Below are 18,684 nucleotides of genomic sequence, written 5' to 3'. Positions count from 1 at the left end.
CCCGGATAACTAATTTTTTAGTAGGCCAAATAAGTTGAGATGTTGTTTTAAATATTTACCAGTGATGCTTTCATCATTATAACAAATGTCTTGAGGTGTACCTGTAGCAACAATCTTACCACCATTGATGCCACCTTCAGGTCCAAGATCATTGATATAGTCAGCATTAGCAATCAAATCTAGGTCATGCTCAATGACGATGATAGTTGCGTGGTGATCCAACAATTGATCCATGACATCTACTAAGACGGAAACATCTTTGGGATGCAATCCGACAGTTGGTTCATCAAAAATAAATAGTTGATCCTTTTGATTACGTTTCATATAAGTGACTAACTTGAGTCTTTGAGCTTCACCACCAGATAGGGATGGTGTGCTTTCGCCGAGCTTCAAATAGCTTAGACCAATGTCAGATAAAACTTGCAAGATATTGTGGATCCGAGTGTCATCCTCAAAGAATGGCAGAGCTTGTTTGACAGACATATCGAGTATCTCAGCTAGGTTTTTTACGTGCCAAGTAATGTCTAGAATTTCGGGTTTGAATCTATTACCACCGCAGACTGGTCAAGTCTCAACCATATCTGGTAGATATTGGATATCAAGCGTGATCTCTCCAGTACCACCACAGTTTGGGCAGGCACCTTCTTTGTTGTTGTATGAGAAATTAGTGGCGGTCAATTTTTTAGCTTTGGCCTGGTCAGTCTTCGCAAACAACTTTCTGATCTCGTCAAAGACTTTTGTATAAGTTCCAACGGTCGAACGGACATTTTTTCCGATGGGGACTGAATCGACTGTGACCACATTTTTAATATTACCGGAATCGACCTTTTCAATATAATCTGGCATCGTGTCACCCTTGATCTCATGATTCAAAGCTGGGATCAAACTATCAAAAATCAAAGTTGTCTTCCCAGAACCAGACATTCCGGAAACGACATTCAATCTTTCTTTAGCAAATTTAGCCTGTAAATTATGGATGTTGAAACGATCCTTGATCGAAACACTGATTGCACCATGACGGAAAATTTCTGGTCGAGGTTGGTGCTTGATGATATCTGCTTTACCGTTCAAATAAGGTTCGATGACTGAGTCAGGATGTTGTTTGATCTGATCGACTGTTCCTTGAGTAATGACTTTACCGCCATCAGCACCGGAGTCTGGACCAATTTCAATAACGTAATCAGCAGCGGCGATGATACTAGTATCGTGGTCAACGACTACTAATGAGTTGCCCAGCTTGACCAATTCCTTCAAGATCTTGATCAAACCATCCACATTAGCTGCATGCAGTCCTACACTAGGCTCATCCAATACATAGAGGACGCCTGTCATCTGATTTCTGATGGTCCTTGCTAATTGGATCCGCTGCAATTCACCAGTAGACAAAGTATTGCCCGCACGAGTGAGCGAAAGATAGTTTAAGCCTAGATCATCGATGGGTGACAACAAGTCTAACAGTTCATTGACCAAATTTTTTCCCAAAGATTTCATTTCTTGTGGGAGCCAAGCTAATAGACGTTTAGAAAATTCTTGTAGTTGTGAGATGGTCAAATCTGATACTTCAGCGATATTTTTGTCGACTAAGTGATTGGTGAAAAGTTTCGGATCGAAACGACTGCCACCACAAGTTGGACAAGTCTTCTCAGTATAAAATCTTCCTAGGCGAGTCAAAGTATTCTCATTTTTGGTGCTTTCCAAACTGTGTTGGACCGCAGCAAAAGCATTTTCATAGAGGGCATGTAACTTGAAGGATTTTCCAGTCGAAGTAGGGATAATGATGTCTTTTTTGACACCTTTTCCATTCAAAACGATATCTTTCTCGTGATGATTGAGGTCCTTGAAGGGGACGTCCAGTCTAACGCCTAGTTCCTGAACGATTTGTTGTTGCATGGCACGACCGGGCAAACGCCAAGATTTGATGGCTCCATCTTTGATCGATAAGGTCTCATCAGGGATGATCTTGGATCTTTCTAGTTGTTTTAAAACACCGGTACCTTCACAGGTTGGGCAGGCTCCTTCTGAATTAAAAGCAAAGTCTTCAGCACTGAAGGCAAAAAATTTAACGCCACAGACGGGGCACGTTAATTGGCCCATTTGCTCGTCACTTGCTGGAAGATCCATAACTTCAGAAATCTTCAAAGTTGGATCCAAGCGGTGTCCATTGGGACAAACGACTGAACTCAGACGTGAGAACATCAAACGTAAAATATTGAGGCTCTCAGTCATAGTTCCAACTGTCGAACGCATTCCGGGTACTGTTGGTCGTTGTCTTAAAGCGATAGTTGAGGGCAGATTTTTGATCTCTCGCACATCGGAACGTCCCATCTGGGTTATCCGCCGCCTAGTGTAGGTAGATAAAGCATTAAGATACTTTCTGGCTCCTTCTGAATAAAGTGTATCCATGGCTAATGATGATTTACCAGATCCAGAGACGCCAGTGATCGCTACGAAAGCGTTCAGAGGGATGTCAACATCTAGATTTTGTAAATTATTTGCATTGGCACCACGGACCTCGATATTATCGGGAATATAATTTTTATGTTGAATCGCCATTGAAATTACTCCTCCTCTTTTCGAACTGTTTTCAGTGTAACATTAACCATTCTGTTTGCCTTTATAGGTTACTTTCAAGCAAAAAAAAGACAAATCTATTAGTTATAGATTTGTCTTGATGAATATTTATTATTAATTGCTTTATTAAATCTTTCCTACTAAGTCAGTTGATGGCTTGATAGTTTTTTCACCTGGGTGCCAGTTAGCAGGGCAAACATTGTCGCCATTTTCAGCAACGAATTGAGCTGCTTGTAAGGTTCTCAAGATCTCATCAGCATTTCTACCAATACCCATAGCATTGATAGTGTATGACTTGATGACACCTTCAGGATTTACAATGAAGACACCACGATATGCTTGACCGCTTTCACTGTCGAGCAAGTCGAAAAAGTTTGAAAGTTGATGTGTTTGGTCAGAAAGCATTGGGTATTGGATCTTACCGATAGTATCAGTAGCATCAGCCCATGCCTTATGTGAGAATTCACTGTCAACAGAAACTGAATAAACTTCAGCATTGTTTTTCTTGAAATCTTCATAATCATCTTGTAATTCACTTAATTCAGTTGGGCAAACAAATGAAAAATCTGCTGGATAGAAGAAGATAATTGACCATTTGCCTAAAAGATCATTCTTAGTGTAATCCTTGATTTCACCGTCTTGGTAACCCTTAACATTGAAATCAGGTATTTCTTTGTTGATAAACATAAGTAAACTCCTTTCAAGGTTCTATACATATGATAAAACACTTTTGAGAAATAGCAATAGATATGATTAATTATTAGGTAAGAATCATTACTATCTAGCTTAAAATGATAGCAACTATGACTGATGTAAAGCGGTTTGTTAACTTATTAACATTTAGAATGATTTTAATATGGCTTAATTGTTAATTATCTTTTGAATCCTCGACCATTTTTCCATCGGTAATTTGATAAATCCGACTGGCATAATCTTTCAAACGCAGATCATGAGTAACGACAACGATTGCTTTGTTTTGTTGAGTAGCCAGTTCTTTCAGCAATTTACCAACTTCTTGAACTCGTCCAGTATCTAACGAGGCGGTGGGTTCGTCCGCTAAGATTATTTCCGGGTCGGTGTATAGTGCTCGGGCGATGGCAACTCGTTGATTTTGCCCACCAGAAAGTTCCGCAGGATATTTATCAACAGTGTCGTTTATTTCTAAATATTTTAGTAAGTTAGTCAACTCATTTGAGTCGATATTGCCAGCTTTTCTGACTCGGTCCACTAAAGTAAATTGTTCTTTGACAGTCAAATAGGGTACCAGATTATAGGCTTGCAAGACGAAACCAATCTTATTCAAACGGAAATTTTCTAAATCTTTTTGTGAAAGTTGTTCGAGGCTTTTCTGATTCAATTGGACTTCACCAGAAGTCGGCGTCTGCAGGCCACCAGCAATGGTCAGAAAAGTGCTCTTACCAGATCCTGAAGGGCCTAGCACTAAGACTAATTCTCCTCGTTCAGCTGTGAAATTAACATCATGTAAGACTTGGACTCGGCTGAGACCAGTGCCAAAAACTTTATTGATATGTTTTAATTCGATAGTCGACATGTTCTAACCTCCAATGACCTGGACCGGATCGACTTTTAAGATCGTCCGGACCGGAATGATAGCTCCCAAGATACTAGTCAAGACTAGCCCGAAAGCGACTAATGAAAGCAATGGCAAATTGAAACTCATTGGTACACTTGTCGGAATCAATAAGGCTGTTAAGATCGTCAATATTGAAGCAATGATTATCCCGCCAATGACTAAGATAAAGGATTGGAAAATCGTATTCTTCACTAGTACTTTTGCTGGGATGCCTTGAGCTCTCAAAACAGCATAATTAGGCAATTTTTGGATCGTCAAGATATAGAGAAAGACGGCAATAACGATCAGGGAAATGATCATTAGAAAGGCGATCATAAAAGTAAAAGTAGAGTTTTGAGCTGAGTAACCTGGTAACTTATCAATGAACTGTTTGATAGAATAATTTTTTAGATTTGAATTAGATGATTTCACATGAGAATCTTTTGAAACAACGGCACTAGCTTTGAAGTTAGAACCTAGGCCACGGATCGATTGCCAACCGACTAGTGTCCCATAGAGAACAGGTGCAATATTGAATTTAGCTCCTTTGGTAAAACCAACTATCTTATAAGATCCAGATAATGAATTGAGTTTTATTTTATCTCCTAATTTATATCCAGAGTGTTGAAATTTTTCATCGGCGACTACTTGATGGTCGTTTTCAGCCTTATGGCCTGAGGATAATTTTAGATTTTGATTGACGAATTGTTTTTTTTGGAGACCGAGGTAATTTGCAGCAATCTGCTCATGTCCAGATGATTTGGTGACGACTGAAGCTTGTGCAAGATAGGCGTCGTTTTTAGTTAATTTCAAATCTGCATCTTGTTCTTGAGTGATCAACGATTGCGATAAATTAGTGTTGGAGTCTTTATTTAACAGAATGCTATTAGCATTCCAGGATGTGATGGCTTGCGTGTTTTGGTTGGATAATCCTAAAGCTAAGCTAGTCAATACAAAGATCAAATAGCTGACTAATACAATCATTGCAATAATCAATCCATAGCGAAGTTTTTCGTGCTTGATTTCTTTGAGGGCTAAAAACATGATCAAAGCTCCTTTTTAGTAAGTTTTTGAATGGCTTGAAAGTATCGATCTAGTAATGATTTTTTCTCTGATGGGTTCAACAAAACTAATTTGATTGTTTCATGCGCCAATACCGCATTGGCCCAAATCAGTGGTTCTTGATTCATTAAAGATTCAGCTTGTTGATTGTCCTCATTCCAATTGCGTAACAAGTTCTCATTTTTGGTGATATGCATTTTTAAAAGACCACAGTATTGGCTGTCATCAACTGCCTCAACAAAATCGGTCACTTGTTTTAAGTATTGCTCAGCGGTCAACATTTCACTAGTTTCGTCAACTGGCCCTGAATGAATATATTTGATTGCCCGTTGATAGGTATAGCGATAAGCATCTTGCAGATCGTCGAAATACTTATAAAATGCTCCCCGTGCGATTCCAGCAGTTTTTATGATCCGTGATACCTGACTGTCAGGCAAGGGATGGCTCGAAAACTCAGTTAACAGAGCTTGAGAGATCTTGGCTTTTTTAGCTGGGTTTAAATTATTAAATGTTGTAGATACCATGTCATCCTCCAAAAGTGACACAGTGTCACTTATTGATTTATTTGTATCATAGTCGAAAGATGACACGGTGTCAACTTTCGCGAATTAATTTTTTTCTAATTATAAGTCATTTGTTTTAATAAAGTGCTATAATAACACCAATCTAGATATTTAATATTTTTGTTAAATACGTAGATAGTCTATATTTTTAAAGGTGGTACATTTATGGCAGATGCTGAAGCATATATTAAAGATCTAAAGGAAACAATTACTCACAGAGATCCTAATCAACCAGAATTTCAAGAAGCTGCTTTTACCGTGTTAGACACACTTAAACCTGTATTAGAAAAACATCCTGAATATATCAAAGCTAATATTCTCGGTGAATTAGTTGAACCTGAACGCGCAATTCAATTTCGTGTCCCATGGCAAGACGATGAAGGAAATTATCAAGTGAACCGTGGCTTTAGAGTCCAATTCAATTCAGCTATTGGACCTTATAAAGGTGGTTTACGATTACATCCTAGTGTTAACCTAAGTATCATCAAATTCTTAGGCTTTGAACAAATTTTGAAAAATAGTTTGACTGGCTTGCCAATTGGTGGCGGCAAAGGTGGATCTGATTTTAATCCTAAGGATAAATCAGACTCCGAGATCATGAGATTTTGTCAAAGCTTTATGACAGAGTTACAAAAACATATTGGTCCTGATTTAGATGTACCTGCCGGTGATATCGGCGTTGGTGGACGTGAGATCGGTTATTTATATGGACAATATAAGCGTCTCAATGGCTCACAAAATGGTATCCTAACTGGAAAAGGTCTGGAATACGGTGGTTCATTGGCCAGAACTGAAGCCACTGGTTTTGGCTTGATTTATTATTTGAATGCTTTGATCAAAGATCAAGGCGAATCATTGAAGGGTAAGACTATCAAAATCTCTGGAGCGGGTAACGTTGCGATTTATGCTATCCAAAAAGCCCAAGAAAATGGTGCTAAAGTTGTGACAGCCTCTGACTCAAATGGCTATGTTTATGATCCAAACGGGATCGACCTTGATACCGTTAAACAGATCAAGGAAGTCGAACGTGGTCGAATCAAAGAATATGCTGATAAGATATCATCTGCTACTTACACTGAAGGTTCTGTATGGGACTTGGATATTGATTACGATATTGCTTTGCCATGTGCCACTCAAAATGAAATCAGTGGTGATGAAGCTAAGCTGATTGCTAAAGACGGCGCCAAATATGTTGCTGAAGGTGCTAATATGCCAAGTACGACCGAAGCAATTCAAGTTTATAAAGATAAAGGTATTATTTATGGACCTGCCAAAGCAGCCAATGCCGGCGGTGTTGCTGTTTCTGCTCTAGAAATGAGTCAAAATAGTGAACGTCTATCTTGGACTTTCGAAGATGTTGATGGTCAATTGAAAGATATCATGGAAAATATTTATCAAAAATCTGCCGATGCTGATAAAGAATATGACTTAGGCAAAGATTATCAAGCTGGTGCAAATATTGCAGGATTTGAAAAAGTTGCTAAAGCAATGTTGGCACAAGGATTAGTTTAAATTAAAAATTTTAGATAAAAATAAAGCAGCCACTTTTTAAAGTGACTGCTTTATTTGATTTAGGTACAATTTTTTAAATCAATTATATTTTGCTTGCAGATTTTAAGCTGAGGTAGTCATTTTTATCCCAATAATACTGATCAATAGTAGGGCAATAAAGACCCAAGTTATCCCAGGTATCTTGTCACCAAAAAGTGTTACTCCCATAATGATCGATCCCACAGCTCCAATGCCGGTCCAGATCGGATAAGCCAAAGACAATGGCAGAGTTCTGGTAGCTTTCGCTAAGAAAAAGAAACTGGCAATCATTCCGATAACGGTGGCAATTGCCCAATCCCATTTCGAAAATCCATGGCTCAATTTCATAGTCGTGGCCCAAACTACTTCAAATAGTCCAGCAATGATCAAATAGATCCAATTCATAATATTTTCCTCCGAAAAAAAAGTATCCCCAATAATCCCTTCATTGGCCTAATGGAATTATTTGGAATACTAGTTTAATGACACCCGGCGGTGTTAATTCAATTATTGATATCTTAGCACATTTAAAAAATTTAGTCTTCTACGTTGATGACTGGGAATTTTCTAACAATAAAAGTGAAAATGAACGATAAGGTCAAGATTACTGCGACGACAGTATATGGAGAATGTGGGTTCCAGTCCATCAATGCACCAGACATTAATGGTCCAACGATATTACCGATAGAAGTCAATGACATATTCATTCCGTTGATCAAGCCTTGCTGATTAGCCTTACCAGCCTTAGTCAAAAGCGTTGTGATGGCCGGACGCAAGAGATCAAAGGATGAGAAAATAATCAGAGTTGCGATGATAACTTCAATTTTTCCTCTGGCGAACAAGATCCATGCAACTGATGCCGCACTTAGGAAGAAACAGTAACCAATCAGACGGATCTCACCAATTTTTTCAACAAACCAGTTGAAGAAGCTGACTTGAAGGATCAAAGAAATAATCCCGTTCAAGGTCAATACTAGGGCGATGGTTCCAATGCCGAAATTGAAAACTTGGTTGACATAAATACTATAGATACTTTCAAATCCTTGTAGTCCAAACGATGACACGAGGATCATGGCAAATAGGATCAGCAGTGGCACGGTCATGATTGAGCGATATGAGCCAGCTCGCTTGGCTTCAGATTTTTTGATATCTTCTTCTAGAACAGCTTGATTGGCATCTTTCAGGAATATTTGCGTAAAGATAGCACTGATTAAGCCTAGAGCAGCTGCAAACCAGAAAGGAGTCTTATAGTCAATATTAGCTAACATACCGCCGATACCAGGTCCTAAGATAAGTCCACCACTGAAAGCGGCAGACAACCATCCAATAACTTTAGCCCGTTCTTTTAGAGAAGTTAAATCAGAAGCTAAAGCCATTGAAGTTGGTACGACCATGGCAGCAGATAGTCCACCAATCAGTCGTGATAAGTTGAATAGTGGCAAACTTGTTGCCAATGCAAAGATGATCTCAGAGATCATATAAATGAATAACCCACCAACAATGATTGGTTTTCTTCCCAATCGATCGGAAATTCGTCCGACGATTGGTGAAGCGATAAATTGAGCCAAGGCAAAAAGTGAAGTCATGACCCCCATATTAGATGTTGTATAGTGAAATTCGTTTTTAATAAACGGGGTGACTGGAATCACTAATCCAATACCCAAACAAATTAAAAAGTTACTGAATACTAAAATATAGATTGATCTTTTATTCTTCATTTTTGCCTCCTTAGTTTGACCAAAAAAAATACCACCGTTGACCGGTGATAATTGATCAGAGATGATCTTATCTAATAAGTGACGGAAAAGTGCGTCTAGCGAGCTAGTATACATTATTAAAAACAGAAAAGATAGCAAAATATACTATATGTTATATTCGTTCATAAATGAACTGATATAGCATAAAGAATGCTTTAGCCATAAAATAAAAACTACTCAATATAAATACCTTAATGGCAACACTTTTGAGTAGTGTTTTTATTGACAAAAACAGTTAAAGTTTGCTTTAATTCAAGTATCAACTCATTATCTAGTTATAAGTTCATTGTAAAATGCTTGGGGAAATATCTAGATAGTTTGTGATTGATTTAACTTAGCCCCGTAGTATCAAGGGCCCAAGTTATTCTAGGGGATTTAGACAAACATTGAATATTATTATCTAAACAATATTTGAATTAATTTTAGGGGAAAAGCACTATATAGTGTGGGAGAGCTATGAGTAAATATGAAATCGTTCAAATCACTGATACACATTTGACACCATCTGGGGAAGAGGCGGCAAATAATCAGCAAATTGATCCATTGATCAAATTGAACAATATTTTTAAAGATATAAGTCTGTTAAAACATCGACCTGACATGATTGTCATTACGGGAGATTTGATCCATCAAGGAACAGAAAAAGATTATCAGAATTTTTCCGAATTGATCAGTTCTAAAATCGACTGTTTAAATATTCCTATTAACGTTATTTTGGGTAATCATGATCGAACGGCTAACTTTTTTAAAGGCTATTTAAAAGAGGTGCCTCGTGATAAATACTACTATCTGGTCAATACACCAGGGTTAGATATTTATTTCTTAGATAGTAAGTCGACTGACCATGAAGAAGGATGCCTAGGCGTCGAGCAATTAATCTGGCTTAAGGATAATTTAGCTGATGCTCCTGAAAAACCGGCAGTCGTCTTTCTACACCATCCACTGGATGGTCCTGGTCTTAAACATATGCGGTACGGCATTTTACAAGATGGGGCCGATTTTTTTAATACAATCAAGGGTACAGAGGTCAAAGGAGTATTTTCAGGACATATTCATTTTGAAACAGCTTTTCAAAATGAAGGTGTCTTATTCAGTACGGCTGATTCAGCTGCTTATCATATAAATTGTGATGATGAGAGTCAGCATTTTATTTCAGATGCGACTAGTTATGACATTATTACTTTCGACCAAGGGGAAGTCGGAGTTGAAAAAAAGACTTTATTGTCTGGACAAGCCGTCGTGGCAAAGATCAATATTCCTTCAACAAGTTTCATCGATCAAAATCGATGATTCTAAAGTATAGCAAAATGCTCAGTCGCAATTTAACGGCTGAGCATTTTTTAGATTTCTGATAATTCGTTTTTCTTTTCGTGTTTTCTGATCATCGGCATGATGAAACCTAGTCCAAACAAGACGATAACTGTGATGATGTTCATCAACAGTTGTTGATCAAAAGCTTTTGTCCCAAAGTCTGCTTCCTGAGGGATGAACCCCAAAGTGGCGCAGACAAAGGTGAATAGCAGGCACCAACCACCGACTAACAAAGCCCCGGTCCGATTTTTGATAAATGTATAATCGGAGTGGAATTTCTTTTGTTGCCAACGAACGGCCAAGAAGGCGAAGAAGACCCAACAGGTCATATAAGGTGAGATAATACCGTTGATGTTCAACAACCAATTATAAATTGTGTTGATATTGGGTAAGGTACCGGTCAATAATAGTAGGAATAAACTCAATCCGGAAGTCATCATGTAACTGTGGACAGGACGGCCATTTTTGTTTTTCTTCGTCATCCATTTAGGTATGAAGTTGTCAGCAACATCACCGGCAAAGACTCGACTAGAAGCGTCAAGTAAGACAGCTAATTGAGCCATCATAAAAATAGCTTGGACAACAGCAAAGATGTACATCAATATTTTTCCCAGTCCTAAACTTTGACCTAATAAACTAAAGGCGTAGTAGGGACCATTCATCTTGAAGTCATGTGGGATATGGTTGGCATTAAAGAACATCGACAGAGCCAAGGTCCCGAAGATGGTTAAAAAGGCAGTCATCAAAGCTAATAACCACATAGCCTTAGGGAACTCATGTTTAGGATCACGCATTTGAACGATGTAAGGAGCTGCCAATTCAGCACCCGACATAGCAAAGATCAGCAATCCGGTAGTCGAAAAGTATTTCAAACTGAAGTTAGGCATGAACGAACCCCAGTTGAATGGTTGTGTTGCAATCGGTGCACCGTTCATCACAGCATATCCAGCTAATAAGACGAACAAGACTGACATAACGAACATTGCACCACCACCGACAAGTGATAGGATCTCTAAAGAATTTTTGAAAACATTCTCGAGCAAAATAAAAATTAAAATAATGGCAAAAGTTAACATACCGAACCAGAAAGTCGACATTCTTTTGTCGAGCGTGTTGTTTCCCAAAAACATCCAACTGAAGGAAACAATCACCGAGTTAGAAACATCAACGATATAAGGGACACTTTGTACCCAATACATCCAAGAAGTCCAGTAACCCAAAGTGTCGTTACTCCCACGGCGCACCCAAGAGGCAAGTCCACCGGATTGATTATCAAAAGTCAAACTCATTTGACTAACGATCAATTCATACGGAATAACGTAAGCAAACAACAGGAAAATCCAGGAAATGACCACGGAAAGTCCCTGATTTTGAAACGGATAAAAAATATTTTCGAAACTAATAATCGTTACGAAGTCGATCAAGGCAATGACCGGCCAACTTAAATAATGTTTTTTTTGGCTCTAAAGATTCCAATGTAAAATTCCCCCAAATTATCTAAAAAACTTTCTTTTCTGAAATCTTAATAATTAGGAGGTTTCAACGTTAACAAAGAACTATTTACTTTCACTTGTCTATTACCTCAATAAATCTATATAATCAAAACTGTAATATTGTGTCACAGATAATGCTATTTGCAAAGAAAAAATTTATTGTGAATAAAAATAAGTCTTTTAAAATAGTTACTAAAACAAATTTACCATAACATTGGAGGAAAAATGGATTTTCTGAAAATAGCCGTCGATAATAACGTCAACAATTTTTTACCAGCTGGATACGAAACAGTTAACTTGTCGGATTCGACCGATTTAGCCGAATTGGCCGCAATCGTAGTCAAAGACCATAACGATGCAGCCATCAACTTAATTGAGAAGTTACAACAAAATTCTGGTTTGGATGTACCAGTGATCAAGATTTCACCAAAGAGTGATCAATTGAAAACTCAGACTCTGATCAAGAAAGAAATTCAGCAGTATCAACAAAGAACGGTCCCAGGATTTTTAACTGATTTGATTGATTTTGCCAAAAAAAAGCCAATCAGTTTTACAACGCCGGGACATCACAACGGTCAATATTATGAAAAGCATCCTGCTGGGGTGGTATTTGACCGCTTTTTCGGTTCAAATTTAATGTTCGCTGATACGAGTGACACTGTGGCTTCTTTAGGCGATACGATGACTCACGAAGGTACACCGTTGACAGTTGAACAGAAAGCCGCCAAAACTTATCATGCTGACAAAGTATATTTTTGTACTAATGGGACGACTAGTGCTAATTCAATCTGTGCTAGTGCCTTGTTAACTAAAGATGATTTAGTCCTATTTGACCGCAACAATCATAAATCACTTTATAATAGTGCTCTCGTAATGAGTGGGGCCAAGCCGGTTTATGTACCAACGGATCGCAATCCACTGGGGTTGATTGGTGAAATGGATCCAAAATTTTTTGATGAGGACAATTTACGTGCTGAAATCGCTAAAGTTGACCCTGAAAAAGCGCAAGCTAAGCGTCCTTTTCGACTTGCTGTCCTCCAATTAGAGACCTATGATGGCTTGTTTTATAACGCTAAATGGATCATTGATAAAATCGGTCAATTATGTGATTACATATTATTTGATTGTGATTGGGGTGGCTTTGAACAATTTGTTCCCATTGTGGAACAACTGTCTCCTTTGTCGTATGAATATGGACCAGATGATCCTGGAATCTTAGTGACTCAATCGTTGCATAAACAGCAAGCAGGCTTGGCACAAACCTCTCAGATTTTAAAAAAAGATTCACATTTGAAAGGCCAAACCCGTTATGTTGATCATAAGCACTTCAATAATGCATACTTGAAATTCGTCACCTCAAGTTATTCTTATCCAATATATGCTTCATTATCTGTCAATGCCTATGTGACTGCCGGCAAAGGTAATCGTACTTGGTGGGACCAGACCTTATGGATGGGTATCGAATGGCGTAAAAGATTGTTATGTGAATCTAAATTGTTCAAACCTTGGGTGCCGGATAACTATTTGGATATCCCAAATGACCAGTTAGCTACTGATTCAAAATATTGGCAATTTGACCCTAAAGATAATTGGCACGGTTTCAAAAAAATAGCTATGGATCAAGCAATGCTTGATCCAATGAAGATAACCGTTCAAACGCCAGGAATCGATATCGAAAATGGTACTTATCAAGCCACTGGTATCCCTGGCGCTGTAGTTGCAGAATATTTGATGGAACAGGGTATCATCCGCGCAAAAGATGATTTGAATTCGTTACTGTTCCTATTGACACTGGGTGATTCTCAAGCCGAGTTGGACCAGTTGTTAGCAGCCTTCTTAAGATTTGAAGAAGCCTACCATAACGACGTTATGTTGGAAAAAGTTTTACCAAACTTAGCCAAGACTTATGGACAACGCTATCAAGGTTACACTTTGAAACAGTTATGTCAGGAGATGCATGAATACTATAGTTTAAATAAAACATTCAAATTGCAGCAGCAATTGTTTGCCAAACCAAATATGCAGTCATATCAAATGACGCCAGAAGCTGCTGACACTAAATTTATGCGTAACCAAAGCCAATTGATCTCACTAAACGACGTTGTCGGTCAAGTGGCTGCTGAAGGAGCCTTACCATATCCACCGGGTGTTTTTATCGTTGCTCCTGGTGAAAAATGGCAGACTATTGATCAAAAATATTTCGAAGTCCTGATTGGTGCCATTGAGAAATTCCCAGGTTTCGTACCCGAGATCCAAGGCGTCTATTGGAATAAAGACTCGCAAGGAAAATTAAAAGTTTCTGCAGAAGTCTTGCAAGAGCAAGCAACAAGTAACAGAATTTAAGATAGAACTAAATTAAAGGGGGATTCATTCATGGCCCTGTCATGGAAAGAAGATTTACCAGAAGATCTAAGTCAAAAAATCACTAAAGTAGAAAAAATGATCCAACCAAAGATCGATGAGATCGACCGTCAGGTCTTGTATACACAGCAACGGGTTTTAAACTTGTTCCGTGAAAATCAAGTCGGTGAAGAAGATCTTGTCCCATCAACTGGTTATGGATACGATGACATCGGTCGTGATAAGATTGAAAAAATTTATGCAGGTTATTTCAAAACAGATGATGCATTAGTCCGGCCCCAATTTGCGTCAGGGACTCATGCCATCTCAACTGCTTTATTCAGTATGTTGCGTCCTCAAGATACGTTGTACTATTTGACGGGTACGCCTTATGACACGATCCAGGAAGTAATTGGTATTGCTGGCGATAATCAAGGCACGATGAAAGATTACGGTATCAATTTTAAAGCTACTGAATTGTTGGATGATGGTTCAGTCGACTATCAAACTGCTGAAAAGGATCTGAAAGCTGATCCTAAGATCAAAGTTGTTGCAATTCAAAGATCTCGTGGTTATGCGGTCCGAGATAGTTTCACGGTTGAAAAAATCGCCCAAATGATCAAATTCGTTAAAGGCATTTTACCAAATGCCATTATTTTCGTTGATAATTGTTATGGTGAATTTTCAGAACTTGAGGAACCAACCTTTTATGGTGCTGACATCATGGCTGGTTCACTTTACAAAAATGCTGGTGCAGGTATCGTCAAAAGTGGTGCCTACATTGTCGGTCGGGAAGATTTGATCAACGGAGCAGGCTCACGGTTGACTGTTCCCGGAGCTGGAAAAGGTGAGGGAGCTACTTGGGGTTACTTGCGTGACTTTTACCAAGGCTTTTTCTTAGCACCTCATACTACTGGTGAAGCATTGAAGGGCACTGTCTTTACGGCTGCTTTGTGTGAGGAGATGGGAATGAACGTCTCACCTAAATGGGATGCCCCACGGACTGATATCGTCCAAACAGTTTCATTTGGTGACCCCGATCCAATGATCAAGTTTTGTGCTGCCATCCAACACTATTCACCATTAAATTCATTCGTTGATCCGATCCCTAGTCACCAAGATGGTTATGAAGATGAAGTTATTATGGCTTCAGGAAGTTTTACTGAAGGATCGACTATTGAGTTGTCATCTGATGGTCCTATCCGTCCGCCATATTCACTTTATATTCAAGGTGGACTCTCATATGCCCACGTCAAAATTGCCATTACGCAAGCGGTAAATGACACTTTTTACAAGTAAATATTAACTACGCCTGCCACTAAAAGGTGGTCAGACGTATTTTTTTACTCACACCAAATCGGTATTCACAAATTATAAATATTTTTTTTAGAAATGAGCTAAACTTCGGTAATAAAACAACATACCATAGAGGTAGAAAGAAATGAAAATGGCTGTAAGCTCGGCATTTTCACTGGAGGATGTGATGTCAAATTGACTCAATTAACTATTTTGCGAAAAACCTAAAAATATAGCAAAGGAATGTTTTTTATAATGGATGGAAATGCAAATGATTCAATTCTTGGTAAAAAGAATTACGAGCAACCGGAAATTACAGACTCGGAGCAAAATATGGACTGGCGTCTGTCTGAAAAAGAATTAGCACACAAGTATCACACCAATTGTCAAACTGGTTTGAGTGAGGAGGATGCAAAAAAACGTCTGACTAAAAATGGCCGCAATGAATTGACGACGAAGAAACAATCGAAGTTCGTTCAATTCATCAAGCAATTCAACAACAGTATTATTTATATTTTAGCGGCTGCTGCTGTTATGACCTTTTTCATGCATCGTTACTCAGATTCGATCGTTATTGGTTTAGTTATTATTGCCAATGCGATCATTGGTTATGTTCAAGAGCAACAAGCTGGTAACGCCTTAGAGAAGATCAGAGAAATGTTGATCTCGAAAAATTTCGTTATCCGTAATGGTAAAAAGCTTGAAATGGATGCACGTGATATCGTCGTGGGTGATTTAGTCGACTTGGAAGCTGGAGATGCAGTTCCCGCTGACATGCGTTTGATTTCAGCCGACAATTTGAACGTTCAGGAATCGATTTTGACTGGTGAAACTGCACCGGTCAGCAAAGTTGAACAAGCATTATCTCAAACCAAATTACCTTTGGGTCAAAGATTGAATATGGTTTACGCATCAACAGCTGTTTCCAGTGGTTCCGGTCTAGGGATCGTTGTTTCAACTGCCGATGCAACTGAGATCGGACAAATTCAAGACTCAGTTGAAACGGTTAAGGAAAAGCCAACACCATTAATGAGAAATCTGAATTCTCTAGGTTTTGGGCTTTCCGTAGCCATCGTGGTAACTGCAATTGCCTTATTTATCATTGGTCTATTTTTAGATACTTATAGTTTGCCGACTCTTTTGATTGCCGTTATCACAATGGTCGTTGGTTCGATGCCGGAAGGTTTGCCTGCTAGTACCTCAGTCGTGTTAGCTATGGGGACACGAAAGATGACTAAGCAAAATGTCATCGTGAAATTCTTACCAGCCGTTGAAACTTTAGGTGCTGTCGATATCGTTAATACCGATAAAACAGGTACTTTGACTAAAAATGAGATGACCGTCAAACGGATCGTCACGCCAAATAATAGTTTTACCGTCACAGGTGTCGGTTATGATTCTGACGGTAACATCAATTTTGATGGTGAATTGGAATTGTCCGATGAGAAATACGACTGGCAACAAGATGAATCAATGAAGTGGTTAGTCGAAATCGCTGGTCAAACGACCGATGCCCAATTACATTTTGAGAATAACAAATGGGAATTGACCGGAGAACCAACTGACGGTTCATTGACGACACTTTATCGTAAAATGACCGGTAAGGACCCAGAAGTGCACGAAATCGACTCCTTACCGTTCGATTCAGCTTTTAGATATTCGGCACGATTGGTTGATTTTTAAGGTAAAAGAGTTTTGATGGTCAAAGGATCGCCTACGACCATCTTGAAATTGACTGATCAAAAAGGTCGATTAGATTATTGGCATGAAAAAATCGGTGAACTTGCTGCTGATGGTCTACGTGTCGTAGCTTTAGCCTATAAGCAGGTCGATGACGATGTTGATAAAATCAATCCTGCAGAAATCAAGGAACTCAAACTTGCCGGGACAGTTGGTATCATTGACCCACCTAGAAAAGAGGCAGCTGTAGCTATTAATGATCTCCGCGAAGCTGGTGTCAAAGTCAAAATGATCACCGGGGATCGTGCAGATACTGCGACTGCAATTGCTCATAAATTACAATTAGCCGACAAGATCAAAGCTATTTCTGGACCAGAGATGGATGAATTATCTGATCAAGAATTACAAAATGTTATCGATGTTTACAACGTATTTGCGCAAACGACACCAAAGAACAAGTTACGGATCGTTCAAGCACAGCAGGCTAACCACCATGTTGTTTCAATGACTGGTGATGGTGTTAATGATGCGCCAGCTTTGAAACAAGCTGATATCGATGTTGCCATGGGTATCAAAGGGACCGAAGTAGCTAAAGAATCAGCTAATATGGTCCTCGTAGATGACGACTTTACTAATATCGTCAAAGCTGTTCGTGAAGGTCGGCATGTTTTTGATAATATCCGTAAAACGATTCGTTTCTTATTACCAACTAGTTTTGCTGAAGGTCTAGTAGTTATCATCAGCATCCTGATTGGTCAATCTTTGCCATTATTTCCAGCCCAACTGTTATGGATCAATATGGTATCAGCTTTAACGATCCAATTTGCCTTTATTTTTGAACCAGCCGAGAAAGGTATCATGAGCCGTGGGCCAAGAAATGTGGCGGCAGGATTATTGTCGAAGATCGATACTTTTGAAATAGTTTACGTTTCACTACTGATATCTGGATTGGGTATCGTCGCCTTTGATTACCTAACAAAGCACGGCCTTAACCCAGTCGTCGGTAGTACCATGACGTTGAATATTATTATCTTTGGTAAGATCTTCTATCTATTTAATTTGAGAATTGATCATCCAGTCATTTCTAAATACTTATTCCAAAACAAGATGGCTTTTTATATCGTCGCTATTCTGATTGTTTTACAAATGGGAATCATTTATTTACCATTCATGCAAGCAGTCTTTAACACAACTAGCATCGGTATTTGGTATGGTTGGTTATTACCAATCGTAGCCGGAGCAATTGTTTTGATAGTTACCGAGATCGAGAAATTTTTCCGTTATCGAGTATTTGCTAATAAATAATAAAAAATCTAATTTAGATTAAATTGTCTAAAAAAATATTGGACAGTTAAATTAGATTTTTCAAGTTGCTATAGCTTGATTCCTGTATTCAACAGGGGTCAAGCTATTTTTTGTTTCATGTGATGTTTTAGTTGTTATATCAGTTGCTCATTAACTAGCTGATGTAATTGACTTATATGTTTGATTTTGCTGCTGTTCAGTCT

11 protein-coding genes and 2 pseudogenes are annotated in these 18,684 nt (G+C 38.6%); 5 read left to right on the top strand and 8 right to left on the bottom strand.

Annotation, left to right across the window (positions count from 1 at the left end; genetic code table 11):
- Nucleotides 1-9 precede the first annotated feature (9 nt).
- The 5 genes and pseudogenes from FC27_RS03240 to FC27_RS03220 form a co-directional block, all read right to left on the bottom strand.
- Nucleotides 10-2,553: pseudogene (locus tag FC27_RS03240) on the bottom strand (ATP-binding cassette domain-containing protein).
- 144 nt (nucleotides 2,554-2,697) lie between these two features.
- On the bottom strand, nucleotides 2,698-3,258 hold the full coding sequence (locus FC27_RS03235) for a peroxiredoxin (protein ID WP_010624170.1): 561 nt from the start codon (nucleotides 3,256-3,258) through the stop codon (nucleotides 2,698-2,700).
- Between the two features lie 181 nt (nucleotides 3,259-3,439).
- Nucleotides 3,440-4,123 carry an ABC transporter ATP-binding protein gene (locus FC27_RS03230; RefSeq protein ID WP_010624169.1) on the bottom strand — a complete coding sequence of 228 codons (684 nt, stop codon included), beginning with the start codon at nucleotides 4,121-4,123 and terminating at the stop codon, nucleotides 3,440-3,442.
- 3 nt (nucleotides 4,124-4,126) lie between these two features.
- A complete protein-coding gene (locus tag FC27_RS03225) occupies nucleotides 4,127-5,188 on the bottom strand; it encodes an ABC transporter permease (RefSeq protein ID WP_010624168.1) in 1,062 nt (353 codons plus the stop codon).
- Between the two features lie 2 nt (nucleotides 5,189-5,190).
- Nucleotides 5,191-5,730: a TetR/AcrR family transcriptional regulator gene (locus FC27_RS03220; protein ID WP_010624167.1), complete on the bottom strand. Its 540-nt coding sequence runs from the start codon at nucleotides 5,728-5,730 to the stop codon at nucleotides 5,191-5,193.
- Nucleotides 5,731-5,934: 204 nt separating this feature from the next.
- Between FC27_RS03220 and gdhA the strand changes: the two genes are divergently transcribed.
- Nucleotides 5,935-7,281, top strand: coding sequence for an NADP-specific glutamate dehydrogenase (gene gdhA / locus FC27_RS03215; protein WP_010624166.1), 1,347 nt, complete (start codon nucleotides 5,935-5,937; stop codon nucleotides 7,279-7,281).
- Nucleotides 7,282-7,383: 102 nt separating this feature from the next.
- Here the strand turns inward: gdhA and FC27_RS03210 are convergent, their stop codons facing one another.
- Together FC27_RS03210 and FC27_RS03205 are read right to left on the bottom strand one after the other, a co-directional pair.
- A complete protein-coding gene (locus tag FC27_RS03210) occupies nucleotides 7,384-7,704 on the bottom strand; it encodes a DMT family transporter (protein ID WP_010624165.1) in 321 nt (106 codons plus the stop codon).
- Between the two features lie 131 nt (nucleotides 7,705-7,835).
- On the bottom strand, nucleotides 7,836-9,017 hold the full coding sequence (locus tag FC27_RS03205; RefSeq protein WP_040521154.1) for an MFS transporter: 1,182 nt from the start codon (nucleotides 9,015-9,017) through the stop codon (nucleotides 7,836-7,838).
- Nucleotides 9,018-9,512: 495 nt separating this feature from the next.
- Here FC27_RS03205 and FC27_RS03200 point away from each other — a divergent pair, with 495 nt between their 5' ends.
- Nucleotides 9,513-10,346: a metallophosphoesterase gene (locus FC27_RS03200; protein ID WP_010624163.1), complete on the top strand. Its 834-nt coding sequence runs from the start codon at nucleotides 9,513-9,515 to the stop codon at nucleotides 10,344-10,346.
- 50 nt (nucleotides 10,347-10,396) lie between these two features.
- Here FC27_RS03200 and FC27_RS03195 read toward each other — a convergent pair whose 3' ends face one another.
- Entirely contained in the window at nucleotides 10,397-11,791 is a 1,395-nt protein-coding gene (locus tag FC27_RS03195) for an APC family permease (protein ID WP_420805445.1), read from the bottom strand.
- A gap of 294 nt (nucleotides 11,792-12,085) precedes the next feature.
- Here FC27_RS03195 and FC27_RS03190 point away from each other — a divergent pair, with 294 nt between their 5' ends.
- The 3 genes and pseudogenes from FC27_RS03190 to FC27_RS03180 all read left to right on the top strand — a co-directional run bounded on the left by FC27_RS03190 (nucleotide 12,086) and on the right by FC27_RS03180 (nucleotide 18,481).
- Nucleotides 12,086-14,203 carry a putative ornithine decarboxylase gene (locus FC27_RS03190; RefSeq protein WP_010624161.1) on the top strand — a complete coding sequence of 706 codons (2,118 nt, stop codon included), beginning with the start codon at nucleotides 12,086-12,088 and terminating at the stop codon, nucleotides 14,201-14,203.
- 30 nt (nucleotides 14,204-14,233) lie between these two features.
- The gene (locus tag FC27_RS03185) at nucleotides 14,234-15,499 is read left to right on the top strand and encodes a methionine gamma-lyase family protein (protein WP_010624160.1); all 1,266 of its coding nucleotides are present in this window, start codon (nucleotides 14,234-14,236) and stop codon (nucleotides 15,497-15,499) included.
- A gap of 330 nt (nucleotides 15,500-15,829) precedes the next feature.
- A pseudogene (locus tag FC27_RS03180) lies at nucleotides 15,830-18,481 on the top strand (HAD-IC family P-type ATPase).
- Nucleotides 18,482-18,684: the final 203 nt, after the last annotated feature.

The sequence above is a fragment of the Companilactobacillus versmoldensis DSM 14857 = KCTC 3814 genome, assembly GCF_001434295.1.
GTDB lineage: Bacteria > Bacillota > Bacilli > Lactobacillales > Lactobacillaceae > Companilactobacillus > Companilactobacillus versmoldensis.
The sequence above is the reverse complement of the archived record's forward strand: the minus strand, read 5'-3'. Positions and strand labels throughout refer to the sequence as shown.

Coding starts and splice junctions, on each gene's coding strand:
- FC27_RS03235 (WP_010624170.1), bottom strand. CDS start 3,258: ATGTTTATCAACAAAGAAATACCTGATTTCAATGTTAAGGGTTACCAA.
- FC27_RS03230 (WP_010624169.1), bottom strand. CDS start 4,123: ATGTCGACTATCGAATTAAAACATATCAATAAAGTTTTTGGCACTGGT.
- FC27_RS03225 (WP_010624168.1), bottom strand. CDS start 5,188: ATGTTTTTAGCCCTCAAAGAAATCAAGCACGAAAAACTTCGCTATGGA.
- FC27_RS03220 (WP_010624167.1), bottom strand. CDS start 5,730: ATGGTATCTACAACATTTAATAATTTAAACCCAGCTAAAAAAGCCAAG.
- gdhA (WP_010624166.1), top strand. CDS start 5,935: ATGGCAGATGCTGAAGCATATATTAAAGATCTAAAGGAAACAATTACT.
- FC27_RS03210 (WP_010624165.1), bottom strand. CDS start 7,704: ATGAATTGGATCTATTTGATCATTGCTGGACTATTTGAAGTAGTTTGG.
- FC27_RS03205 (WP_040521154.1), bottom strand. CDS start 9,017: ATGAAGAATAAAAGATCAATCTATATTTTAGTATTCAGTAACTTTTTA.
- FC27_RS03200 (WP_010624163.1), top strand. CDS start 9,513: ATGAGTAAATATGAAATCGTTCAAATCACTGATACACATTTGACACCA.
- FC27_RS03190 (WP_010624161.1), top strand. CDS start 12,086: ATGGATTTTCTGAAAATAGCCGTCGATAATAACGTCAACAATTTTTTA.
- FC27_RS03185 (WP_010624160.1), top strand. CDS start 14,234: ATGGCCCTGTCATGGAAAGAAGATTTACCAGAAGATCTAAGTCAAAAA.